The sequence below is a fragment of the Nocardia panacis genome, from assembly GCF_003598715.1.
GTDB lineage: Bacteria > Actinomycetota > Actinomycetes > Mycobacteriales > Mycobacteriaceae > Nocardia > Nocardia panacis.
In genome coordinates this window covers 241,232-264,967 of sequence record NZ_QZFU01000006.1, presented here as the reverse complement: position 1 = coordinate 264,967, position 23,736 = coordinate 241,232, and the positions used below count along the sequence as shown (strand labels likewise).

Here is a 23,736-nt window from a genome sequence, read left to right as displayed (position 1 = left end):
TAGACGATGCGCGACGACCATTCGACCCACACCCTGACCGAAGCCGTACTCGACCCGATCCTGGCCCGCGACCCCACCGGGCCGCGCGTCACCTACTACGACGACGCCACCGGCGCGCGCATCGAACTGTCCGGTCTGACCCTGGCCAACTGGGCGGCCAAGACAGCCAACCTGATTCGCGACGAATTCGGCATCGGCACCGGAGCCAGGGTCGCGGTGCTGCTACCCCCGCACTGGCAGACCGCCGCGGTGCTGCTCGGCTGCTGGTGGGCCGGGACCGAGGTGGTGCTGCACGCCGACCCCGACGCCGACCTGGCGTTGACCACCCCGCAGCGGATTGCCGACACCAACGGCATCGCCGAGGTCGCGGCCCTCTCGCTGGACCCGCTCGGCGCGCCCGTGCCGGACCTGCCGATCGGCATCACCGATTTCGCCACCTCGGTGCGCGTGCACGGCGACCAATTCCTGCCCGCGGGCGCGGGCGTCGCACTCGACGGTCATCCCGTCGCCGATGTATTGGCGCGGGCACGCAAATCCGCGCTGCGGCAAGGGATCTCCTTGAGCGACCGGGTGCTGTCGAGCAGGCCGTGGGATACCGCCGAGGAACTGATCGACGGGTTCGTCGCCGTACTCGCGGCGGGCGCCTCGCTGGTGCAGGTCGCCAATCCCGATCCGGCGCTACAGGCGCGGCGCGCGGAGACCGAGCGGGTCACCGCGCGGCTCTGAGCTCCTACCAGGGTATTGCCCCGCGCTCCGACCAGGGCAGGTTCCCCGGTTCGCCGGAAATCCGTACGGTGGTGAAATATGAAGCCGCAGTACTTGTTCCGATGGTTGCCTGCACAGGGCGTGCCGAGGTGCCTGCTGCGCGCGGCGGCCCGGCGCGGCGAGGTCTTCGCCGAACTGATGGGCGGGCCGCGCGGATTCGCCGACCCGTACCCGCTCGTCGAGCAATTGCGCGCGCGGGGCCGGGTGGTGCGCACCCCGATATCCTGGGTGTCCTGCGATCACGAACTGATCCGTTCGATCCTGCGGGACAACCGATTCGGCGTGCGCACCATCGGAACCTACGAACCGCCCCGGCCGTTGGCGCGCTTCGCCGCCCGCTTCCCGCTGCCGCCCATGCCGGTCGAACCGCCATCCATGCTGGTGATCAACCCGCCGGACCACACGGCCATGCGCAAACCGGTGACCTCGGCCTTCACCCCGCGCGCCATCGCCAAACTGCGGGACCGGGTCGAGACCGTCACCCGAGACCTGCTCGATTCGCTGCCCGCCGACGGATCCGTCGATCTGGTCCGGGCCTTCTCCTCGCGGCTGCCCATCGCCATCATCTCCGGCATGCTCGGACTGCCCGACGCCGACCAGGACATGTTCCTGGACTGGGGCGACACCACGACCCCGCTGCTCGATGTCGGTGTCTCCTGGTCGTCCTATCGACGCGCCATGGCGGCCATGGAAATGATGGACGAATACCTCGAGGCCCATATCGCGCGCCTGCGTCGCGAACCCGGCGACGATATCTTCAGCGCGATGGTCCGCGGCGGCGAACTCGACGATCTCGCATTGAAGGCCAATGCCAGCCTCATCATCGGCGCAGGCTTCGAGACCACGGTCAATCTCATCGGCAACGGCGTCGTCCAATTGCTGGCCCACCCGGACCAATTGGCCCGGCTGCGCGCCGAACCCGACCTGTGGCCCAATGCCGTCGAGGAGATCCTGCGCATCGACCCCCCGGTCCAGACCACCGCCCGCACCGCGCTCACCGATATCGACCTTGCGGACGTCCGCATCAAGGCGGGCGAATCCATCGTCGTCTCACTGGCGGGCGCGAACCGCGATCCGAATGTCTTCCCCGAACCCGCCACCTTCGACATCACCCGCCGAAACGCCAAGGACCACCTGACTTTCAGCTCCGGCATCCACGTCTGCCTCGGCGCCAGCCTGGCCCGCATGGAAGGCGCCTACGCCCTGCGCGCCCTGTTCACCCGCTATCCCGACCTCCGCCTTACCTCCCCACCCCGCCCCCGCCCCCTCTTCACCCTCCACGGCTACTCCCAAATGCCCGTCCACCTCGGCCAACCCACCCACACCCCCGCCGCCGCCTGACGCGCGCTCACCCGGGCCGCACGAGCGACCGGAGCAGGTCCCGAAGAGGTTGGTTGTCGCCGCGTAGCGACGCCATCGACGCATGCGTGTTCCGAGTGGCATCGAGCGCGGACCAGTCGAGCCGCCAACCCGCCTCGGCGGCGAGCTGGCGGAAGAAGGCCCGCTGAGTCCGGCCGTTGCCTTCGCGGAAGGGATGGACCGCATTGACCTCGGCAAAGTAGTAGGCCAAACGGTCGGTGAACTCGGGCTGTTTCATGCCGCGCAGGTGTTGTTCCTTGGCGAGTCGATCGAAGACGTCTCTGGCATAGCCGGTGATGTGCTGCGGCAGACAGAACGGATCTGTTCGGGCGATACCGACAACTCGGACTTCACCGGCCCACGGGTAGACCTCGCCGAAGATTTCCCGGTGAAAGGCGCACTGGTGATCCAGGTCGTACCCGCCGGGCAGAATCCTGGTCTCCAGGTCGACGAGGGCGGCCAAGGTCAACTCCGCTTCGGCTCGGCGCAGCCGTGCGGGTTCGGTGATGCGCAGCCGATTGCGCAAGACACCCGATTGGGGGTCGACGTATGGGTCTGTGGTCATTCCACGCCGTGGCGGTCTCGAATGAGTTGCCGCATTTGAGCGGTGGTGATCTCACCGCGCGCCCACCGGTCGAAGATGTCCTCGGCCTCCGGGCCGGCTTCGAGACCTTCGGCGCGCAACGATCCCGTGGCCGAGGTCAGCGCCCTGGTTCGTTCGGCGGTGAGCTCCTCGAAGACTGCCAGCGGTACCATCACGGCCTCGGTCTTGCGGTGCGATCCGACTCCGACCGGTGTCCGGTCGCCACGACGAAACCGCTCGAGCATCCCCGATAGTTGCTCTCGAGCCTCGCGCACAGACAGTGTTTCGATCATCACCATGATTTAAGTGTACGCAAATGTGTACACAAACGCTCTCATGTGACTTCGCGCCAGTCTGATCTCACGGGGATTTAGCGAGGCCCGCGCGCCAGATGTAGCGGGTTTTGGGGCGGCCGGCTCGGCCGTAGTCGGAGCGGCGGGTGACGAGGTTGTCCTCGGCGAGCTTTTCCAAGTAGCGCCAGGCGGTGATGCGGGAGACGCCCACGGTGGCGGCGGTGTCGGCGGCGGTGACGCCGTCGGGGGCGGCGCGCACGGCGCGGGAGATCTCCTCGAGGGTTTGCGGGGCGATGCCCTTCGGGGCGGCGGCTCGGGGGTCGGTGGTGCGCAGTGCGCCCAGGGCGCGATCTATGTCGTGTTGGGAGAGGGCGGCCTCGCCCGCGGGGAGGGCGGCGCGGAATTCTCGGTAGCGGTCCAACTTGTCGCGGAAGGCGGCGAAAGTGAAGGGTTTGAGCAGGTAGAGGACGATGCCGTAGGAGACCGCGGTGCGCACCAGCGCCAGATCCCGCGCGGAGGTGATGGCGATGACATCGGGGCGCGGCGCCAACCCGTTCATGGCGGCCGCCACATCCAGCCCGCTGGCATCGGGCAGCCCGATATCCATGAGCACCAGATCGATCGGCGCGTCCGCCGCGGCGGCATCGGCGGTCACCCGCATCGCCTCGCGGCCGGTATGGGCCACGGCGACCGGCACGAATCCGGGGATCCGATCCACATAGGCGCGATGCGCCTCGGCGATCAGCGGTTCGTCCTCGACGATCAGCACCCGGATCATCGGTCCACCCGTGGGATCCGCACGGTCACCGCGCTCTCCGGATATTCGTCGGTGCCGATCTCGCCGCCGTATCGGGACACCACCCGATGCACCAGGGCCAGACCCAGTCCCTGATGGTCGACCTTGGTGGAGTAGCCGCGCTCGGCGGCGCGGGCGAAGGTCTCGCCCGACATACCGGGACCACTGTCGGCGACTCGCACGAAAAGCATCGAATCATCATGGCGCACCGTCACCTCGACCCAGCTCACCGGACCGCCCCCGGTCGCATCCAACGCGTTGTCGATCAGGTTGCCGACCAGCGTCACCGCCTCGTGCGCCGAGAGCGGCGCGGTCGAATCGAGCGCGGTGTCCGCGGTGATGGTCAATTCGATACCGCGCTCACCCGCCTGATTCACCTTGCCGAGCAGCAACGCGGCGAGCGCCGGATCGCCGACCGAGGTCAGCAACCGGTCGATGAGTGCCTGCGAGAGTCGCAGTTCGGCGGTGGCGAAGTCGACGGCCTCCCGGTAGCGGCCCAACTCGACCATGGTGACCACGGTGTGCAGGCGGTTGGCCGATTCGTGGGCCTGCGCGCGCAGCGATTCGGCGAAACCGCGCACCGAATCGAGTTCGCCGAGCACCTCCCGCAATTCGGTGTGGTCGCGAATGGTCAGCACGCTGCCCGTGTCGCGTCCGCCCCAGGCCACCGTGTCCTGGTTGACCAGCAGGATGCGCGAATCGGTGACGTGCATCTCGTCGCGCACCAGCCCGGCGCCCATCCGCTGCAACGACACCGGCAGGTCGACTCGATCGACCGTGCCCGCGGACAGGTCCAGCAGCCGCCGCGCCTCGTCGTTGACGACCCGTGCGCGCGTCCCGCCGGGTTCGAAGACCAGCAGCCCCTCGTGCATGGAGTGCAGCACCGCGTCGTGGTGCTCGTACATCGTGCGCAGCTCGTCCGGGGCCAAGCCGCGGGTCTGCCTGCGCAATCGGCGACTGAGCAGCAGGGAGCCGAGCGCGGCGAGCACCAGTGCGATGGCGCTGACGCCGAGGATCAGCGGCAACTGCGCGCCGACCTGGTCGCCGATCTTGGCGCGGGTGACGCCCGCCGCGACCAATCCGATGATCCGGTCGCCGTCGCGGATCGGGGTGACTGCCCGAATCGAGGGTCCCAGCGAGCCGGGATACAGCTCGGTGAAGGTCGCTCCGTCCAGCGCCCGGTCGATATTGCCGCTGAACAGCGCCCCGATCAGCGCGGGATTGGTGTGGGTGTATCGGGTCCGGTCCGGGGCCATCACCACGATGAAATCCAGTCCGGTCGCGTGGCGGATCCGCTCGGTGACCGGTTGCAGTCGCGGGCTCGGATCGGGTGTGTCCAGCGCGGCGACGGTGGACGGCGCCTGCGCCAGGCTCACCGCCACCGCGGTCACCTGCTGGCGGGTGGCTTCGTCGCGGTTGTGTCGTTCTTCCACAACCGCGAGCCCTACCCCCGCGATCACGACAAGTGCGAGCACCACCAGTTGCAGCAGGAAGGTCTGTGCGGCCAGCGATAACCGCCCATGTCTCATCGATGCCCTTCCGGCTGAACGTAATGAACGAAACCGTGACCGCTGTCACCTTCGCGGCCACCATTCTGCATGGTCAGGTGTATCGCGCCTGATTCGGTACCAGGCGTGAGGATGACCAACCCGATATGGATACGACCCAAACCAAGCGGCGCGACCGCACCCATTGGCTGTATTTGGCCGTCATTGTCGCGGTTGTCGCGGGTGTGCTGGTCGGTTGGCTGGCACCGGGATTCGGTGCGGCGGTGGCCCCGCTGGGCACCATGTTCGTCAACCTGATCAAGATGATGATCGCCCCGGTCATCTTCTGCACGATTGTGCTCGGCATCGGGTCCATTCGGAAAGCGGCCACCGTCGGCAAGGTCGGCGGGTTGGCGATCGGCTACTTCATGATCATGTCGACCGTCGCGCTCGGTATCGGGCTCGTGGTGGGCAATCTGCTGCATCCCGGTACGGGCATGAATATCGCCAAGACCGCGAAGGCGGGCGCGGAGTACGCCAAGACCGCGCACAGCGCGGGCGGCACCTGGGATTTCCTGCAGAGCATCATCCCCACTTCGCTGGTGTCGGCGCTGACGGCGGGCAGCGTGCTGCAGGCGCTGTTCGTGGCGCTGCTCGTCGGATTCGCGCTGCAGGCGATGGGGTCGGCCGGCGAACCGCTGGTGCGCGGGGTGGCGGCCATCCAGAAGGTGGTCTTCCGGATCCTGGTGATGATCCTGTGGCTGGCACCGATCGGCGCGTTCGGCGCGATGGCGAATGTGGTGGCCAAGACCGGCCTGGATGCCGTGGTCAAACTGGCCATGCTCATGGTCGCGTTCTATCTGACCTGTCTGATCTTCGTCTTCGGTGTGCTCGGTTCGCTGCTGTGGGCGGTGTCGCGGGTGTCGGTGTTCAAGCTGGTGCGGTATCTGGCGCGTGAATTCCTGCTGATCGTGGCCACCTCGTCCTCGGAGTCGGCGCTGCCCCGGCTGATCGCGAAGATGGATCATCTGGGTGTCGATCGCAGCACCGTGGGTGTCGTGGTGCCGACCGGGTACTCGTTCAACCTGGACGGTACGGCCATCTACCTGACCATGGCCTCGCTGTTCATCGCGGAGGCCATGGGCAAACCGCTGAACCTGGGCGAGCAGGTCGGGTTGCTGGTGTTCATGATCGTGGCCTCGAAGGGCGCGGCCGGGGTGACCGGCGCGGGTCTGGCGACGCTGGCGGGTGGATTGCAGAGTCACCGGCCGGATCTGCTCGACGGTGTCGGTCTTATCGTCGGCATCGATCGCTTCATGTCCGAGGCGCGGGCGCTGACCAATTTCGCGGGCAATTCGGTGGCCACGCTGCTCATCGGCACCTGGACCCGCACCCTGGATGTGGACCGGGCGCGCGCGGTGCTGGACCGGGAGATCCCGTTCGACGAAGCCACCATGGTGGACGAGCACGCGACCCCGGCGGGCGCGTCGGAACCCGCGCCGGCAAAATAGGACCTGTTTCACTACCCGAGCCCGCGCGACTGGGACGCGCAGGCTCGGGCCGAGGGGCTCGCGTACCGCGCGAGCCCTTCGCGGTTCACGCGGCCCACTTCTCCGGGGCGCCATGACGGATCACTTTTTCGATGTGACGCCTGCAGCTCTGTTGACGGGCAGGCCGTGCGGAATTCATCGGTAGCGTGGAGGCATGCGCGATGTTGCGGTGGTCGGCTCCGGCCCCAATGGTCTGGTGGCCGCGGTGATCCTGGCGCGGGCCGGGCTCTCGGTCGAGGTATTCGAGGCACAGGATGTCGCAGGGGGCGGATCGCGCACCACCGAACTCACCCTGCCCGGCTACCGGCACGACATCTGCGCGGGCGCGCACCCAATGGCGCTGGCGTCACCGGTCTTTCGCGCCTTCGACTTGGCCGCGCACGGGGTGGAACTGCTCGCACCGCAGGTCTCCTACGCGCATCCCCTCGACGGCGGTCGGGCCGGGTTGGCGTGGCGCGATCTGGACCGCACCGTCGCGGGTCTCGGCCCTGACGGTCCCGCGTGGCGAACGCTGTTCGGCCCGCTGGTGCGGCACTGGCCGGAGGTGGTGGCCGCGGCGATGTCGGATCTGCGGCGGGTCCCGTCCGACCCGCTCACGGCGGTCCGTTTCGGCCTGCGCGTTCTCGAGCAGGGAACTCCGCTGTGGAACAACCGATTCCGCGACGAGATCGCCCCCGCCCTGCTGACCGGTGTCGCCACGCACGCCATCACCCCGCCGCGCGCCCTACCCGCCGCGGGCGCGGGCCTGCTGCTCGGCACCCTCGCGCACGCGGGCGGCTGGGTCATTCCGCGCGGCGGCAGCCAGGCCATCGCGGACGCGTTGCGCGCGGAACTCGAACGGCTCGGCGGTCGGGTGCACACCGGGCATCGGGTGAACACGCTGGACGAGTTGGCGCCCGCCCGCGCCATCGTCCTGGATACCGCCCCCGCCGACCTGCTGCGCATCGCGGGTGCGCGGCTGCCCGCGCGATATGCCGGGCGGCTGCGCCGATTCCACTACGGCGGCGCGGCCTGCAAGGTGGATTTCGCACTGTCCGGTCCGGTGCCGTGGCAGGCCGAGGGCTGCGAGCTGGCGGGCACCCTGCACTTGGTGGGCACCCGCGCCGAAGCCATGGCCGCCGAACGCGCTGTCGCGGCGGGGCGACATGCGCAGCGACCCTACGTCCTGGCCATTCAGCCGGGCGTCGTCGACGACAGTCGCGCCCCTGCCGGTGGCCACACCCTCTACGCCTACACCCACGTGCCCAATGGCTCGTCCCGCGATGTGAGCGCCGATGTCATCGCCCAAATCGAGCGCTTCGCACCGGGTTTCCGCGACCTGATTCTGGCGCACCACGTCTACACCGCCGCCGACCTGCCCGCCCACAATGCCAACTACGTCGGCGGCGATATCTCGGCGGGCGCGATGACCCTGCGCCAGTTGGTCTTCCGCCCCGCCCCGCGCTGGAATCCTTACGCCACACCGCTACCCGGTGTCTACCTGTGCTCGGCCGCCACCCCACCCGGTCCCGGCGTGCACGGTATGAGCGGCCTGCACGCCGCCCGCCACGTCCTGCGCGACCGCTTCGGCATTCGCGCGGATCCGCTCAGACTGCTCGCCTCGCAGGCTAGCTAGCGTTGCCGCCGACGCTGGCGCTGAACAGTTGCGCGCCACCATCGCGTGCCTGGGCGCGAATATCGCTGTCGGCGGCCGAGATCCACGCGGCGCCGCCGCGTTCCACGGTGAGTTCCGCGTCGTCCTGCAGCAGCCGCACCCGCCCGGCCGTGCACAGCACGATGCCCGGTCCGGCCGAGGTGAGCGGCACCTGCCCGGATCCGGCGGTGAGGTCGAAGCGGCGCAGCTCGAATTCCGGTGCGGGCGTGCGATAGCGGACCGAACCGTCGCCCGCGGGCTCGGGCAGGACGAAAGGCACGTCGATCGGTTCGAAATCCAGGACCCGCAGCAACTCCGGCACATCGACATGTTTGGGAGTGAGGCCGCCGCGCAGCACATTGTCGGAGTTGGCCATGATCTCCACACCGACGCCGCGCAGGTAGGCGTGCAGATTCCCGGCGGCGAGGTAGAGGCCCTGGCCCGGTTCCAGCGTGATCCGGTTGAGCAGCAGCGCGGCCAGCACCCCCGCGTCGCCCGGATACGCCTCGGCCAGTTCCAGCGCGGTGCGCGCCTCGGCGGCGAAGGCGCGCTTGCCCTTGCCGGACAGGTAGCGCACACAGCCGTCGAGCACGGCGGGCAGCAGTTGGGCCAGCGCCTGCTGCGGCAGGGTGATCCAGGTGGTGAACAGGGTGCGCAGCCCGGAGGAATCCGGTGCCGCCGCGAGCAGATCCGCGTACGAGGCGAGACCGGGCACGGCGAGCGCGCGCAACAGTTCGACGGTGCGCAGCGGGTCCCGGAAACCGGCCAGCGCCTCGAACCTGTCCAGCGCCACCACCAGTTCCGGCTTGTGGTTCTCGTCGCGGTAGTTGCGCAGCGGCGAATCCACCGGAACCCGCGCGCGATCCTCGCGGGCGTAGCCGTCCAACGCCTGTGCCGCGCTGGGATGCGCCTGCAGCGACAGTGGTTCCTCGGCCGCGAGGACCTTCAGCAGGAACGGCAGTTTGCCGCCGAATTCGGGGGCGGCCGCGCCGAGTTCGCGATCCGGATCCTCGGCCACCAGATCCAGCAGCGAACATTCGCCGCCCGCGCCCCGCACCCGCGCCGGATCGGCCGGATGCGCGCCGAACCACAGCTCGGCCTCCGGATGGGCCGATGGCACCGCGTTGCCGCGGAGCCGGGCCAGGGCGGTGCGCGAACCCCATGCGTAATTGCGCAGTGCGCCAACCAGTTCGCGCACTAGTAGCGACCTCCGTCGAATTCGCCGGTATCCGCCGTCGCGCGCGCGCCGATCAAACGCAGGTAGGCTGCCGCCATTTCCAGCCGCAGCGCCAGCACCGCCAATTGCTCCACCTCGCCGCCGCGTCGCGGTGGCGCCTGCGGGGCAGGGGCATTGGGGTCGGCCAGTTCGGTGTGCAGCAGGTCCACCTCCGCGCCGACCAGGTCCGCGTCGACCGGAGTCGAACCGCCGCCGCCGAATACGGCCAGCCTGCGCCGCGCGGCCACTCGATCCGGATCGGTGCTGAGCACGAACACCCGCAGCCGTTCCACCGGGGCCGGACCGTCGAGTTGCTCGTCGTGGAACATCGGGTCGAAGCCGGGCGCGGATTCGCCCGCCGCCTCGATCATGCGCGGGTGCGCGGCGACCGCCTCGGCCAAACCCACGGCGCCCGCAGGCTTGCCCGCCGCCGCGAGCAGCACCTCCGCGCCGTGTTCGGCCAGGACGGTGCTGGCGGGGGAATCGCCGGACAGCACCAGGGCGCGCCGCTGCATGCGGGCCGCCAGTGTTTTGGCCGGATTGTGGAAGACCTCGTTGTGCGGTCCGTCGCGCATGGCCTCGGCGTCGAGCACATCGGCCAATTCGGTCAGGTCCGGCAGGACCGCGCCCGACCTGGCCGGGTCGACCGCGGCGAGCACCGCGATCCCGGCCGCGAGGAAGCGCAGCAGCCGATTGTGGTCGGCCACCGGGACTCTGGGCTCCAGCAGCGCCGCCCGACCGGCCGCGGCGGCCCGCAGCGGCCCCTCGTGCGGGGCGGCCACCACCACCTCCGCGCCGCGGCGCAGCGCGCGGTCCACGGCATCGATGAGGCGCGGGTCGCCTGCGTCGTCCCCGCAGACCAGCACCACGTCCAGCGCGCCGACCCACGGCGGCAGTGCCACCGACGGGACCAGCGGCAGTCCGGTGTGCTCGCCGAGCGCGGCCACCAGCAGGGCCGCCGCGCGGGCGGCCCGACCGGATCCGCAGATCAACACCACACTGCGCGGGCGCAGGCCGGCGAGGCGAGCGAGCGCGTCCTCCCCGACCGCCGCCGCGGTGGCCCTGACCTGAGCGCCGCCCGAGGCGGCAGAGCGCAGGGCGCCACCGGAATCGGCGGCCTCCAGCGATACGGCGTCGTCAAGGTCGAGCACCGGCGTTCCAGCGATCATCGGGTGTCCCACCTCCCCTCATCGCGCTGTGTCCGATTCGCGGTAGCTCGCGTGGTTGCGCGCCGTCCCCGCCTCGGCACCCGATCGTCGAGCCGCCGTGCCGTTGTCCGCACCGGGCCGGAATCGAGCGAATCCAATGTCTGTGATTCCACTATTCCAGTCAGGAGCGCACGATGCTCAGAATCTCGGTCACGAGTGCGTCTACATCGGCGGACGTCCTGGCTTCGACGTTGAGGCGAAGCAGCGGTTCGGTATTCGAGGCGCGCAGGTTGAACCAGGCGTCCTCGGGCAGGTGCACCGTCACCCCGTCGAGTCGGTCCACCGAGGCGGCCCGATCGGCGAAGGCGTCGAGGACCGCGGCGGTGCGGCCCGCCGCGTCGGCGACCGTGGAGTTGATCTCACCGGAGCTCGCGAAGCGGCCGTAGGTGGCGGCCAGCTCCGACATGGACCTGTCCCGCTCGCCGAGCGCGGCCAGCACGTGCAGCGCGGCGAGCATGCCCGAATCCGCACCCCAGAAGGCGCGGAAGTAGTAGTGCGCGGAGTGCTCGCCGCCGAAGACCGCGCCCGTGGTGGCCATCTCCTGCTTGATGAACGAATGCCCGACCCTGGTGCGCACGGCGGTGCCGCCCAGTTCGGCCACCAGCTGCGGCACCGCGCGCGAGGTGATCAGGTTGTGGATGATGGTCGCGCCGGGCTCCTTGGCGAGTTCGCGCTCGGCCACCAGCGCGGTGACCGCCGACGGGGAGACCGGAGCGCCCTTCTCGTCCACCACGAAGCAGCGGTCCGCGTCGCCGTCGAAGGCCAGACCGATATCGGCCCCCGACTCCACCACCAGCCGCTGCAGGTCGACCAGGTTCTTCGGGTCCAGCGGATTGGCCTCGTGATTCGGGAACGAGCCGTCGAGCTCGAAATACAGTGGGACGACTGTCAGCTTGGACAGCGTGCCCAGTACGGCGGGGACGGTGTAGCCGCCCATGCCATTGCCCGCGTCGACGGCGACGGTGAGGGGGCGGATCTTGTCCAGCGGCACCAGTTCGTGCAGGAATCGCGCGTAATCGGGCAGCAGGTCGACGGTGGACTCGGTGCCGCGCGGACCCGCGTACTCGGGCACGCCCGCCACCAACTCGGCGCGGATCTCGGTCAGGCCCGTGTCCTGCCCGACCGGCAGGGCGTTGGCCCGGCACAGCTTGATGCCGTTGTAGCGGGCCGGATTGTGGCTGGCGGTGAACATCGCGCCGGGACAGCTCAAACTGCCCGAGGCGAAGTAGAGCTGATCGGTGGACGCCAGGCCGATATGGACCACGTCGAGTCCTTGCGCGCGCACGCCCTCGGCGAAGGCGGCGGCCAGCGCGGGGGAGGATTCCCGCATATCGTGCCCGATGACCACGCGGTGCGCGCCCTCGCCGCGCATGAGCCGCGCGAAGGACGCACCCACATCCCGGACGAAGTCACCGTCGATCTGTTCGCCGACCACGCCACGGACGTCGTAGGCCTTGATCACCGCGTTCACGAATTCGGCAGAGCGGGCGACTGTCATGGCAGACAGACTAGTGGGCGCGGGCGCGCAGACGAATTCCGCGCACCCCGCGCCGGGGGAGGGTTTCGGCGGATCGGCTATCATCCATCGGCTCTTGCCTTCGGCGGCAAGGGAATTCGACTTCGGCGCGGCGGGGCCTGCTCAACCGGGCGGATCGGGCAGCACCCGTAGGTGGCCGCGGCGTCCGGTGCGGGGCGCACGCTGGGCGGGCGGCGGATATCCGGCGGTGTAGCCGCGCTGCGGGCGCTCCGGTTCGGGGGGGCGGCGGCGGAATCCGGCCTCGCGAACGGCCTCGGCCAATGCGGTCAGGTCGTCGTCATCGGGTGTGCTGGAGGAGAACCCGCCCTCGTGGCGGACCATATCCCACCCCTTGGGGGCGGTGATCCTGGAAGCGTGGGTTTCGCATAGATCCCACGAATGGGGTTCGGCGACCGTGGCGAGGGGGCCCACCACCGCGGTCGAATCCGAGTACACGTAGGTGAGCGTCGCGACGGCCGGATTCTTGCAGCCGGGTCGGCAGCAACGACGCATGGGGATCACGCCGATGAGAGTAACCCCCCTAGCGACCGTATGGGGACAGGACACGCTCATCGCCGGTGCCGCGACTTGCCGCGCTCGCCCACCGGTCGGGCGTGTCGCGCGGGGTGTGCGGGCGCGTGGCCTGCGGCTTTGCTCTCGGGCGTGAATTCGGTTGGCGCGCCGACGATTTCCCGGACCGACCGGTTTGTTTCGGCGGGGATCAGTCGGATTCCGGGTCGATGACATCCGGATCGACGCCGAGGTAGGTGGCGACCTGTTGGACGAGCACCTCGCGCAGTAGGTCAACCAGATCGTCGGGGTCGCTGGCCCGCAACTCCAACGGTTTGCGGAACAGGACCACCCGCGCCCTGGTGGCCGCGCCGTGTCGATCGACCCCCGCCGGAATCAGCCGTGACAGCGGCACCGGTCCGTCGGCCACCACCTCATCCGGCCAGGTGACCGAATCCGGGTGCAGCGGACGAATTTTCGGCACGTCATCGACGGCGATATCGAGTTTGGTGAGTCGGTCGTGCCAGCGGGTGTCCAGCGGGGCGAATGCCTCGAGCACCAGCCGGTCGAACTTCTGGCCCCTGGTGCGCCAGGCGGGCACGGTGGGCGGCAGCATCGGACCGCGCACCCCGCGCCCGCGCCGGATCACCGACCGGGCGGTCGGCGGACGACGCTTCCGTGAACGAGCCATATGACGAACTTAGGCCGGCCCGCCCCGGCGGCGCGCATCCAGGGCGGGTCCGCGGCGAGATCGACTAGCTGATGCCGCGCTTGAGGCGGCGGCGTTCGCGCTCGGACAGACCGCCCCAGATACCGAAGCGCTCATCGTGGGCCAGCGCGTACTCCAGGCATTCGTCGCGCACCTCGCAGCCAAGGCAGATGCGCTTGGCCTCGCGCGTGGAACCGCCCTTCTCCGGGAAGAACGCCTCGGGATCGGTCTGCGCGCACAGGGCGCGCTCCTGCCACTGCTCCTCGATGGACTCGAACATCTCGTCGAAGCCCGTGACGACCAGGCTGAGCCGGGGTGTCGCGGACTCGCCACCCCCCTCTCGTTCCGTTCGGTCGTTGTCTGCACAGACGCCACGTGCTGCGCCTGCGGTGGAATCGGTCGGCGAGACCAGCTCATGGGCCATCGCTCCGCCTCCTCACTGTGTGTTAGCGCAGAATGATTATTTCCGTCGGACCAACACGCACACCGACGGCACTACCCCGCGACGTAGTCCCGCGGACATCCCCGAGCACATCACCCGGTTGCGAACACCTGTTCGAAATACCGTCCGCGCCTTGGACTCTCGCGCGAACCCGGAATGACATGACTGTGATTAGACACGCCGGACGTGTCGCTGGTCAAGCCGATGAAGCTATTCCGTTACTATCCGCGACCGCATTCCGAGTCGATCTTGAATCGGCATATGGCAAATGACCAGCAAATATAGGGAGGAATCGCGCCGTCGGGACCACCGCATAGGCTGTGCGGATGTGAGTGGACAACACGCGGGCTCGACCCAGGCCCGCGCCCCCCGGATCGCCGTTCTGGTCGGCGGAGTGGGCGGCGCGCGTTTCCTGCAGGGTGTACGAGAACTGCTGCCGCAGGCCGATATCTCCGCCGTGGTCAATGTCGGCGACGACATCTGGATGCACGGCCTTCGCATCTGCCCCGACCTCGATACCTGCATGTACACCCTCGGCGGTGGAATCGATACCGAGCGCGGCTGGGGTCGGGTCGCGGAGAGTTGGCACGCCAAAGAGGAACTGGCCAACTATCACGCGCAACCGGATTGGTTCGGATTGGGCGACCGTGATATGGCCACCCATCTGATTCGCAGCGAAATGCTGCGCGCCGGGTATCCGCTGAGCGCGGTTACCGAGGCGCTGTGCAACAGGTGGCAGCCGGGCGTGAAACTGCTCCCGGCAACCGATGATCGATGCGAAACGCATGTTGTCGTGACCGACCCCGAGAACCCTGGCGAACGTAAAGCGATCCATTTTCAGGAGTGGTGGGTTCGCTACCGCGCGGCCATCGAGACCCATGGATTCGCCACAATCGGCGCCGAACAAGCCAAACCCGGCCCAAATGTGACCGATATCATAGCCGCCGCCGACGCGGTGCTACTGGCCCCCTCCAACCCCGTTGTCAGCATCGGCGCGATCCTCGCGGTACCGGGTATTCGCGGCGCGCTGCGCACCACCGAGGCCAAGGTGATCGGCCTCTCACCGGTCATCGACGGAAAGCCGTTGCGCGGCATGGCCGATGAATGTCTGTCGGTCATCGGTGTCGAGACCTCGGCCGAAGCGGTCGGCCGCTACTATGGCGCGCGCGCCGACACCGGCATCCTCGATGGTTGGCTGGTGCACAGCACCGATACCGCCGAGGTGCCCGGTGTCGAGGTGCGCAGTGTGCCGCTGCTCATGACAGATCCGAAGACGACCGCCGAAATGGCCCGCGAGGCACTGGAATTGGCAGGAGTGAACCCGTGACGTCCGCACCATCGGAGACGACCGCACTGCCCGAGGCAACTCTGTCCGGGGCAACCACGCCCGAGCAGACTCGAAAGACAGTCCTGCCCGATCACGCCGCCGCCGAACTGCGCATCATCCCGATCAACGGCCTACCGGAATTCCGGCCCGGCGACGATCTGGCCGCGCACCTGGCCGCCTGCGCACCCTGGCTCGAGGACGGCGACGTGCTGGTGGTCACCAGCAAGATCGTGGCCAAGGTCGAGGACCGAATCGTCACCGCGCCAACCGATCCCGAGCAGCGCGACACCGCGCGCCGGAAACTGGTCGACCAGGAGGCGGTGCGGGTGCTGGCCCGCAAGGGCCGCACCCTCATCACCGAGAACCGCCTCGGCATCGTGCAGGCCGCCTCCGGGGTGGACGGGTCCAATGTCGAGCGCGGCGAACTGGTGCTGCTGCCCACCGATCCCGATGCCAGCGCCAAGGCGCTGCGGTCCGCGCTGGCCGAACGCCTCGGGGTGAATGTCGCGGTCGTCATCACCGACACCATGGGCCGGGCCTGGCGCAGCGGCCAGATCGATGCCGCCATCGGATCCTCGGGCCTGCGGGTGCTGCACGACTACAACGGCGCGATCGACAAGCAGGGCAATGAACTTCACGTGACGCTGGTCGCCATCGCCGACGAGTTGGCCGCCGCCGCCGACCTGGTGAAGGGCAAACTCGGCGGGGTGCCGGTCGCGGTGGTGCGCGGCTTGCCCATCGACGACGACGGTTCCTCGGCCGCGGACCTCATCCGCCGCGGCTCGGACGACCTGTTCTGGCTCGGCACCGCCGAATCCATCGACAAGGGTCGCCGCGAGGCGGTGCTGCTGCGCCGCTCGATTCGCGAATTCGCCGATACGCCGGTCGATCCCGAGCGGATCCGGTCCGCCGTCGCGGTGGCGCTCACCGCGCCCGCACCGCATCACACCCGCCCGGTCCGTTTCGTCTGGGTGCGCGATGCCGCGCTGCGCACCCGACTGCTGGAGTCGATGGCCGAGCGGTGGCGTGTCGACCTCACCGCCGACGGTCGCACCCCGGACAGTGTCGATCGCCGAATCGCGCGCGGCCGCATCCTTTTCGACGCGCCGGAGATGATCATCCCGTTCCTGGTGCCCGACGGCGCGCACGACTATCCCGACGAGCGCAGGCGCGCCGCCGAGCGCACCATGTTCACCGTCGCGGTGGGCGCGGCCGTGCAGGGTCTGCTGGTGGCGCTGGCCACCGAGGGGATCGGCAGTTGTTGGATCGGGTCGACGATCTTCGCGCCGGAGGTCACCAGGGATGTGCTCGGGCTCGAGCCGGACTGGCAGCCGCTGGGGGCCATCGCCGTCGGTCATCCGCGCGAGGAACTGGCGCCGCGTCCGGCGCCCGAACCCGGTTTCGGCCTGGTCGAGTTGTGAGCGCGGAGTCACTGCACCGCTCCGCCACCGACCTGTTGCAGACCTGGCGTCCGGCGGCGCACGCCGATCGCTCGCTGCGCAATGCGCTGCTGGCCTTCCTGGCCGCGTCCCCGCGCGGCTGCCTGCGCGAATCGGTCCCCGGCCATATCACCGCCTCGGCCGTGGTCTTCTCCCACGACGCGAGCGAGGTGCTGCTCACCCTGCATCCGAGGGTGGGTCGGTGGATCCAGTTGGGCGGGCACTGCGAGGAGTCCGACGAATCGGTGCCGGGGGCGGCGCTGCGCGAGGCCGTGGAGGAGTCCGGAATCGCGGATCTGGAGTTGACGCCGGGACTGTACGGGGCGCAGGCGCATGAGATCACGTGCTCGCTGGGTCTGCCGACCCGCCACCTCGATCTGCTGTTCCGGTTGCGCGCGCCGCAGGGCGCGGTGCCGGTGCGCAGCGCGGAATCCGATGATCTGCGCTGGTGGCCGGTGTCGGCGCTACCGCGCGACGCGGAGGTGATGCTGCTCTGAGGTAGTCGCTGAGCAGCGGTTGATCATGGCTATGGGAAGCGGGCATCCATCGGGTGCCCGCTTTCTTGATCTTGATTATCCAAACTGTGCTTTACAAAATCGCTGATTTGTATAGACGAACGACATCATTGTCCCTATCGTCTTTGGCAGTTGTACCGCGCGTCACATTGAGCGCGCCTCTGGAATGGAGACGACGATGTCCACGGATACCGAGCGCACCGAGCCTGCGGTGGCGCCGCCCGCCTGGCGTGATCGCAAGCGCTATCTCTGGTTGTGGGGCCTGTTCGCGCCGACCGGACTGTTCACCATCGGGCTACCGCTGATCTGGGCGCTGAACGAACTGGGATGGCACCGGCTCGCGCAGGTCCCCTTCTGGCTCGGACCGATCCTGATCTACATCGTCATCCCGCTGGCGGACATCTTCTTCGGACCCGACGGGGCAAACCCGCCCGACGAGGTGATGCAGTACCTGGAGAACGACAAGTACTACCGCTACCTGACCTACCTCTACCTGCCATTCCAGTACGCGACGCTGATCATGACCTGCTACCTGATCTCGGCGCACAACCTGAACTGGTTGGGTACCGACGGTGGACTGCACCTCGTGGACAAGATCGGTCTGGCCATCACCGCGGGCATGGTCGGCGGCATCGGCATCAACACCGCACACGAATTGGGCCACAAGAAGGTCGATCTGGAGCGCTGGCTGTCGCGAATCGCGCTGGCGCAGTCGTTCTACGGACACTTCTACATCGAGCACAATCGCGGTCACCACGTTCGCGTCGCGACGGCGGAGGATCCCGCCAGTTCCCGTGTGGGCGAGACCTTCTGGGGCTTCTGGCCGCGCACCGTCCTCGGCAGTCTGCGCTCGGCGTGGCGGCTGGAGACGACCCGGCTCAAGCGGCTGGGCAAGAAGCCGTTCAGCATGAAGAACGAGGTGCTCAGCGCCTGGCTGATGTCGGTGGTGCTGTGGGCCGCACTGGTCGCGATCTTCGGAATCGGCGTGCTGCCGTATCTGGTGTTGCAGGCGGTCGTCGGCTTCAGCCTGCTGGAGTCGGTCAACTATCTGGAGCACTACGGGCTGTCCCGGCAGCGCACGGCCTCCGGTCGCTATGAGCGCCCCGCGCCCGCACACAGCTGGAACAGCGATCACATCGTCACCAATATCTTCCTGTACCACCTGCAGCGGCACAGCGATCACCACGCCTACCCGACTCGCCGCTACCAGACGCTGCGCAGTTGGGACGGCGCGCCGAATCTGCCTGCGGGCTACGCCAGCATGATCCTGCTCGCCTACTTCCCGCCGCTGTGGCGACGGGTGATGGACAAGCGGGTGCTGGCCCACTACGAGGGCGATATCACCCGCGCGAATATCGCGCCGGCCAAACGTAATCGGGTCGTGGCGCGGTATGGGGCGGCGGCGGCATGAACGGGTCAGGCGCGGAGGCGGTAGCGAAGCGTGACCATGGAGCGTCCCCGTTCATGCCGATGGAATACAGCATGAACGGGTCAGGCGCGGAGGCAGTAGCGAAGCGTGACCATGGAGCGCCCCCGTTCATGCCATTAAGGAGTGCCCAGTGAGTTCGTATCGTTGCCCCGTCTGCGATTTCATCTACGACGAGGCGAAAGGCGCGCCGCACGAGGGCTTTCCGCCCGGCACTCCCTGGTCGGTGCTTCCGCAGGACTGGTGCTGTCCGGACTGCGGCGTGCGCGAGAAGATCGATTTCGAACCGGAGGGAGCGAACCTGTGACCGAGTACAAGATCTACCAGTGCGTTCAGTGCGGCTTCGAATACGACGAGGCCGAGGGCTGGCCCGAGGACGGTATCGCGCCTGGGACCCGCTGGGACGATATCCCCGACGACTGGAGCTGCCCGGACTGCGGCGCGGCCAAATCCGATTTCTTCATGGTCGAGATCGAGCGTTCGTGAGCGCGGTGGCGGACCATCGGAGCGTCGGTTTTGACTAGGTCCGCCCCCCGTGCCAGGGTCGCAGCTATGTCGCGCAACGGAGCCAGGATTCCGTATCAGGAGGCGGCGCGGGAACTACTGCGCACCTCGGTTCTCGACGCGATGCGGGAGCTGCTCACCGAGCGGGACTGGTCCAAGATCACCCTCGGCGATGTGGCCGCGCGCGCCGGGGTGAGCAGGCAGACCCTGTACAACGAATTCGGTTCCCGCGCCGGGTTGGCGCAGTCCTACGCGCTGCGCCTGGCCGACGATCTGGTCGACCATGTCAAGACCGCGATCAACGGCAATGTCGGTGATGTGCGGGCCGCGTTCCGCGAGGGTCTGGAAGGGTTCTTCCTCGATGCCGCGGGCGATCCGCTGGTGCGATCACTGGTCGCGGGCGAGGTCAAATTGGATCTGCTGCGCCTGATCACCCTGGACGCGGGTCCGCTGCTCGGACATGCCACCGAGCGGTTGTCCAGTGCGTTTCAGCACAGCTGGGTGGGGGCGTCGGCGGCCGAGGCGGATGTCATCGCGCACGCGCTGACCCGAATCGCCCTGAGCTACATTCCCACGCCGCCCTCGGCGGGGCGCGACGCCCCTTCCGAGTTGAGCCTGCTATTGAGCCCCTATGTGGAGGCCATTCTCGCGGCGCGCGAATCCGAGGATTGAGTTCGCGAAGAGGGTCCGTGGTCTCCGCAGTGCGGGTCGACCTGCCCGATTTGTCGTTTGCGAGGGGTATGCGGTGATCCACGTTACATATGAGGGACCTTAAAAACCAACTGGATGGGATGTAAGTCACCCCACATTTGGGAATCCAATCCGGTCGTAACAGACGTACAGTCTGGAAGTATTGTCATTCGACGGAATTAGGGTACATATTTAGGTGGACACAAGTGCAATCGGTTGGCAAACCGACGGGGTCACCCGACCCGAAGCGGTACCTGTGGGTACTCGGCCTGATCGCCCCGGCGTCGGCGTTATTGCCTTCCCAGCTTGTGTATCACACGGGCGCGCCGGTGTTTTGGTGGATCGGACCGATCATCGTGCTCATCGTGATCCCGGTCCTGGACTGGGTGGTCGGCGAGGACGGCACCAACCCCAGGGACGAGGACTACGAGGTGCTGTCCAACGACCGGTACTACCGGTGGTGCACCTACATGTTCCTCCCGGTCCAGTTGATCGGGCTCATCATCGCCTGCGCCATGTGGGCCGGTAACGAGCTGAGCTTCCTGGACAAACTCGGCCTGGCCGCCACCCTCGGCTTCGTCAGCGGGATCGGCATCAACGCCGCGCACGAATTGGGCCACCGGGTCGAACATCTGGAGCGCTGGTTGGCGAAAATCGCGCTCGCGCAATCGGGTTACGGCCACTTCTTCGTCGAGCACAATCGCGGCCACCACGTTCGGGTGGCCACCCCGCACGATCCGGCCAGCGCCCGGCTCGGCGAATCGCTGTGGGAATTCCTGCCGCGCAGCGTGATCGGCGGCTTCCGCTCGGCCATCACCCTCGAGCGCGAGCGGCTGGCCCGCAAGAAGCACGGCTGGTGGACCATCCACAATCACATTTTGCAGGCCTGGTCGATGACCATTGTCCTGTTCGCGACATTGGTCGCGATCTTCGGAGTCGCGGCACTGCCCTGGCTACTGCTGCAGGCCGTCATCGGCTTCGCGCTGCTGGAGACGGTGAACTATGTCGAGCACTACGGGCTGCTGCGCGGCAAGCGGCCCAATGGCAACTGGGAGCGCTGCTCGCCACGCGATAGCTGGAACAGCGATCGACTGGTCACCAATATCTTCCTGTTCCATTTGCAGCGCCACAGCGACCATCACGCCAATCCGGGCAGGCGCTACCAGACGCTGCGCAGCTCGCAGCAGGCTCCCCAACTCCCGGCCGGATACGCGAGCATGATTGTGTTCGCGGTCGTGCCGCCCCTGTGGCGGTACGTCATGGATCAGCGGGTGCTCGCCCACTACGCGGGCGATGTCACCATGGCCAATATCCTGCCGCGCAAGCGACGTCGCATCCTCGCGGCGCACGGGGTCACTGCCTGAACTCACCGGGTCACTGCCGCGCCCGCGGGGGGTGCCGGCTGCGATGCTGCCGCCGGTCGGCGACTAGCCTTGCTCCGATACTGACGAAACCAGGAGAGGCATATGACGACCTCAGCAGTTTCCGCGCCCACCACCGCAGACACCCGCAACGGCATCGACTTCAAGGTGGCCGACCTGGCGCTGGCCGACTTCGGCCGCAAGGAGATTCGCCTGGCCGAGCACGAGATGCCCGGCCTGATGTCGCTGCGTCGCGAGTACGCGGAGGTGCTGCCGCTGAAGGGTGCGCGCATCTCCGGCTCGCTGCACATGACGGTGCAGACCGCGGTGCTCATCGAGACCCTGGTCGCCCTCGGGGCGCAGGTGCGCTGGGCCTCCTGCAATATCTTCTCCACCCAGGACCACGCGGCCGCCGCGGTCGTCGTCGGCCCGCACGGCACCGTCGATGAGCCCAGCGGCGTTTCGGTCTTCGCCTGGAAGGGCGAGACGCTGGAGGAGTACTGGTGGGCGGCCGAGCAGATGCTCACCTGGCCGGGCGAACCCGCCAATATGATCCTCGACGACGGCGGCGACGCCACCATGCTGGTGCTGCGCGGCGCGCAGTTCGAGAAGGCCGGTGTCGTCCCGCCGGAGGACGACGACCACTCGGCCGAGTACAAGGTATTCCTGAACCTGCTCCGTCAGCGCTTCGAGACCGACAAGGGCAAGTGGGGCCGGATCGCCGAATCGGTCCGGGGCGTCACCGAGGAGACCACCACCGGCGTGCTGCGGCTCTACCAGTTCGCCGCCGCGGGTGAGCTGGTCTTCCCGGCCATCAATGTCAACGACTCGGTCACCAAGTCCAAGTTCGACAACAAGTACGGCACCCGCCACTCGCTCATCGACGGCATCAACCGCGGCACCGATGTGCTCATCGGCGGCAAGAAGGTGCTCATCTGCGGCTACGGCGATGTCGGCAAGGGCTGCGCGGAATCGCTTGCCGGACAGGGCGCTCGGGTGCAGGTCACCGAGATCGACCCCATCAACGCGCTGCAGGCGCTGATGGACGGCTACGACGTGGTCACCGTCGAGAAGGCCATCGGCGCGGCCGATATCGTCATCACCGCCACCGGCAACAAGGACCTCATCGGCCTCGACCACATGAAGGCCATGAAGGACCAGGCCATCCTCGGCAATATCGGCCACTTCGACAACGAGATCGATATGGCGGCGCTCGAGCGCTCCAGCGCGACGCGTTTGAATATCAAGCCGCAGGTCGACCAGTGGACCTTCCCGGAGACGGGCCGGTCGATCATCGTGCTGTCCGAGGGCCGCCTGCTCAACCTGGGCAATGCCACCGGCCACCCGTCCTTCGTCATGTCCAACAGCTTCTCCAACCAGGTCATCGCGCAGATCGAGCTGTGGACCAAGCCGCAGGAGTACGACAACGAGGTCTACCGCCTGCCCAAGTACCTCGACGAGAAGGTGGCCCGCATCCACGTCGAGGCCCTCGGCGGCGAGCTGACCAAGCTCACCAAGGACCAGGCCGAATACATCGGCGTCGATGTCGAAGGTCCCTACAAGCCCGAGCACTACCGCTACTGAGTCGCCGATCTCCGGGAGGCCGCCCGCATCGAAAGGTGCGGGCGGCCTCCGCTTTTCCCGCCGCCTCGGCCGCGCTGCGACCGAGGCGGGTATTCTGCCTGGTCATGGGAGTGCTGATAGCGGTCGAGGGCCTCGACGGCGCGGGCAAGCGGACGCTCACCGACGCGGTGACCGCGCAGCTGCGCGCGAACGGGATTCGCGTGGGAACCTTGGCGTTTCCGCGCTACGGGCGCTCGGTGCACGCGGATCTGGCGGCCGAGGCGCTGCGCGGCGGCCACGGGGATCTGGTGGATTCGGTGCACGCGATGGCGCTGATGTTCGCGCTCGACCGCGCCGAGGGCGCCTCGGAGCTGGCGAAGCTCTTGGCGGACAACGATATTGTGCTGCTCGATCGCTACGTGGCCTCCAACGCGGCCTACAGCGCGGCCCGGCTCGCCCAGTCCATCGACGGCGAAATCGTCGGCTGGGTGGGGAATTTGGAGTTCGATCGGTTCGACCTGCCGGTGCCCGCACTGCAGGTGCTGCTGGATGTGGCGCCGGAGGTGGCGGCCGAACGGGCCTGGCGGCGCGGCGAACTCGACGAGGCGCGCGCATTGGACGCCTACGAACGCGATGGCGGTCTGCAGCGGCGCACCCTGGCGGTGTACCGTGAGCTGGCTCAACGAAACTGGTACGGGCCGTGGTGGATATTCCGATCCGGTGACGATCCGGCCACGCTGACCCACCGTTTGCGGGAATTGATTACCCGATAGGGTTAGATGTGCGGCGGGTTCGCACCAGTGTAGGCGTGGCGGCCCGATCCTGGCCTGGGAGATGACAACAT

Annotated in this window: 24 protein-coding genes; 14 read left to right on the top strand and 10 right to left on the bottom strand. The window is 68.0% G+C overall.

Going from position 1 to position 23,736, the window contains the following annotated elements; all coding sequences use genetic code 11:
- Positions 1–6 precede the first annotated feature (6 nt).
- Entirely contained in the window at positions 7–726 is a 720-nt protein-coding gene (locus D5S18_RS01610) for a TIGR03089 family protein (protein ID WP_120037160.1), read from the top strand.
- Between the two features lie 78 nt (positions 727–804).
- The gene (locus D5S18_RS01605) at positions 805–2,106 is read left to right on the top strand and encodes a cytochrome P450 (protein ID WP_120037158.1); all 1,302 of its coding nucleotides are present in this window, start codon (positions 805–807) and stop codon (positions 2,104–2,106) included.
- Positions 2,107–2,113: 7 nt separating this feature from the next.
- Here the strand turns inward: D5S18_RS01605 and D5S18_RS01600 are convergent, their stop codons facing one another.
- From D5S18_RS01600 to D5S18_RS01585, 4 genes are all read right to left on the bottom strand, one after another.
- On the bottom strand, positions 2,114–2,689 hold the full coding sequence (locus D5S18_RS01600) for a Fic/DOC family protein (protein WP_120037156.1): 576 nt from the start codon (positions 2,687–2,689) through the stop codon (positions 2,114–2,116).
- Positions 2,686–3,006: an antitoxin VbhA family protein gene (locus D5S18_RS01595; protein ID WP_147403810.1), complete on the bottom strand. Its 321-nt coding sequence runs from the start codon at positions 3,004–3,006 to the stop codon at positions 2,686–2,688. Before D5S18_RS01595 ends, D5S18_RS01600 begins: the two co-directional genes overlap by 4 nt.
- 61 nt (positions 3,007–3,067) lie before the next feature.
- Complete coding sequence (locus tag D5S18_RS01590; RefSeq protein WP_120037152.1) at positions 3,068–3,778, bottom strand: response regulator; 711 nt, start codon at positions 3,776–3,778, stop codon at positions 3,068–3,070.
- On the bottom strand, positions 3,775–5,325 hold the full coding sequence (locus tag D5S18_RS01585; protein ID WP_120037149.1) for a sensor histidine kinase: 1,551 nt from the start codon (positions 5,323–5,325) through the stop codon (positions 3,775–3,777). The genes D5S18_RS01590 and D5S18_RS01585 overlap by 4 nt, the downstream gene beginning before the upstream one ends.
- 125 nt (positions 5,326–5,450) lie before the next feature.
- Between D5S18_RS01585 and D5S18_RS01580 the strand changes: the two genes are divergently transcribed.
- Complete coding sequence (locus tag D5S18_RS01580) at positions 5,451–6,794, top strand: cation:dicarboxylate symporter family transporter (protein ID WP_120037147.1); 1,344 nt, start codon at positions 5,451–5,453, stop codon at positions 6,792–6,794.
- A gap of 193 nt (positions 6,795–6,987) precedes the next feature.
- Positions 6,988–8,448, top strand: coding sequence for a phytoene desaturase family protein (locus D5S18_RS01575; protein WP_120037145.1), 1,461 nt, complete (start codon positions 6,988–6,990; stop codon positions 8,446–8,448).
- Here D5S18_RS01575 and manA read toward each other — a convergent pair.
- The 6 genes from manA to D5S18_RS01545 form a co-directional block, all read right to left on the bottom strand.
- A complete protein-coding gene (manA, locus tag D5S18_RS01570; RefSeq protein ID WP_120037143.1) occupies positions 8,441–9,664 on the bottom strand; it encodes a mannose-6-phosphate isomerase, class I in 1,224 nt (407 codons plus the stop codon). The genes D5S18_RS01575 and manA overlap by 8 nt on opposite strands.
- The gene (locus tag D5S18_RS01565; RefSeq protein WP_120037141.1) at positions 9,664–10,851 is read right to left on the bottom strand and encodes a tobH protein; all 1,188 of its coding nucleotides are present in this window, start codon (positions 10,849–10,851) and stop codon (positions 9,664–9,666) included. Before D5S18_RS01565 ends, manA begins: the two co-directional genes overlap by 1 nt.
- A gap of 160 nt (positions 10,852–11,011) precedes the next feature.
- Complete coding sequence (locus D5S18_RS01560; protein ID WP_120037139.1) at positions 11,012–12,388, bottom strand: phosphomannomutase/phosphoglucomutase; 1,377 nt, start codon at positions 12,386–12,388, stop codon at positions 11,012–11,014.
- 141 nt (positions 12,389–12,529) lie between these two features.
- Entirely contained in the window at positions 12,530–12,919 is a 390-nt protein-coding gene (locus tag D5S18_RS01555) for a DUF3499 domain-containing protein (RefSeq protein WP_439651069.1), read from the bottom strand.
- Between the two features lie 208 nt (positions 12,920–13,127).
- A complete protein-coding gene (locus D5S18_RS01550; RefSeq protein ID WP_203236530.1) occupies positions 13,128–13,607 on the bottom strand; it encodes a metallopeptidase family protein in 480 nt (159 codons plus the stop codon).
- Between the two features lie 64 nt (positions 13,608–13,671).
- Positions 13,672–13,905 (bottom strand): WhiB family transcriptional regulator, encoded by a 234-nt coding sequence (locus D5S18_RS01545; RefSeq protein WP_120037135.1) that lies wholly within the window; start codon positions 13,903–13,905, stop codon positions 13,672–13,674.
- A 490-nt stretch (positions 13,906–14,395) separates the two neighbouring features.
- Here D5S18_RS01545 and cofD point away from each other — a divergent pair, with 490 nt between their 5' ends.
- From cofD to D5S18_RS01495, 10 genes are all read left to right on the top strand, one after another.
- Complete coding sequence (cofD, locus tag D5S18_RS01540) at positions 14,396–15,394, top strand: 2-phospho-L-lactate transferase (protein ID WP_239003462.1); 999 nt, start codon at positions 14,396–14,398, stop codon at positions 15,392–15,394.
- Between the two features lie 83 nt (positions 15,395–15,477).
- Positions 15,478–16,815: a coenzyme F420-0:L-glutamate ligase gene (locus tag D5S18_RS01535; protein WP_120037357.1), complete on the top strand. Its 1,338-nt coding sequence runs from the start codon at positions 15,478–15,480 to the stop codon at positions 16,813–16,815.
- Entirely contained in the window at positions 16,812–17,330 is a 519-nt protein-coding gene (locus D5S18_RS01530) for an NUDIX hydrolase (protein ID WP_120037131.1), read from the top strand. Before D5S18_RS01535 ends, D5S18_RS01530 begins: the two co-directional genes overlap by 4 nt.
- Before the next feature lie 196 nt (positions 17,331–17,526).
- Positions 17,527–18,759, top strand: a complete 1,233-nt coding sequence (locus tag D5S18_RS01525; RefSeq protein WP_239003460.1) for an alkane 1-monooxygenase — start codon at positions 17,527–17,529, stop codon at positions 18,757–18,759.
- A 148-nt stretch (positions 18,760–18,907) separates the two neighbouring features.
- Positions 18,908–19,081, top strand: coding sequence for a rubredoxin (locus D5S18_RS01520; protein WP_120037125.1), 174 nt, complete (start codon positions 18,908–18,910; stop codon positions 19,079–19,081).
- The gene (locus D5S18_RS01515; protein WP_120037123.1) at positions 19,078–19,260 is read left to right on the top strand and encodes a rubredoxin; all 183 of its coding nucleotides are present in this window, start codon (positions 19,078–19,080) and stop codon (positions 19,258–19,260) included. The genes D5S18_RS01520 and D5S18_RS01515 overlap by 4 nt, the downstream gene beginning before the upstream one ends.
- A gap of 66 nt (positions 19,261–19,326) precedes the next feature.
- Complete coding sequence (locus D5S18_RS01510) at positions 19,327–19,950, top strand: TetR/AcrR family transcriptional regulator (protein WP_120037121.1); 624 nt, start codon at positions 19,327–19,329, stop codon at positions 19,948–19,950.
- 272 nt (positions 19,951–20,222) lie between these two features.
- On the top strand, positions 20,223–21,332 hold the full coding sequence (locus tag D5S18_RS01505; RefSeq protein ID WP_239003474.1) for an alkane 1-monooxygenase: 1,110 nt from the start codon (positions 20,223–20,225) through the stop codon (positions 21,330–21,332).
- A gap of 102 nt (positions 21,333–21,434) precedes the next feature.
- A complete protein-coding gene (gene ahcY / locus D5S18_RS01500) occupies positions 21,435–22,913 on the top strand; it encodes an adenosylhomocysteinase (protein WP_120037119.1) in 1,479 nt (492 codons plus the stop codon).
- Positions 22,914–23,017: 104 nt separating this feature from the next.
- Complete coding sequence (locus D5S18_RS01495; RefSeq protein WP_120037353.1) at positions 23,018–23,665, top strand: dTMP kinase; 648 nt, start codon at positions 23,018–23,020, stop codon at positions 23,663–23,665.
- Positions 23,666–23,736: the final 71 nt, after the last annotated feature.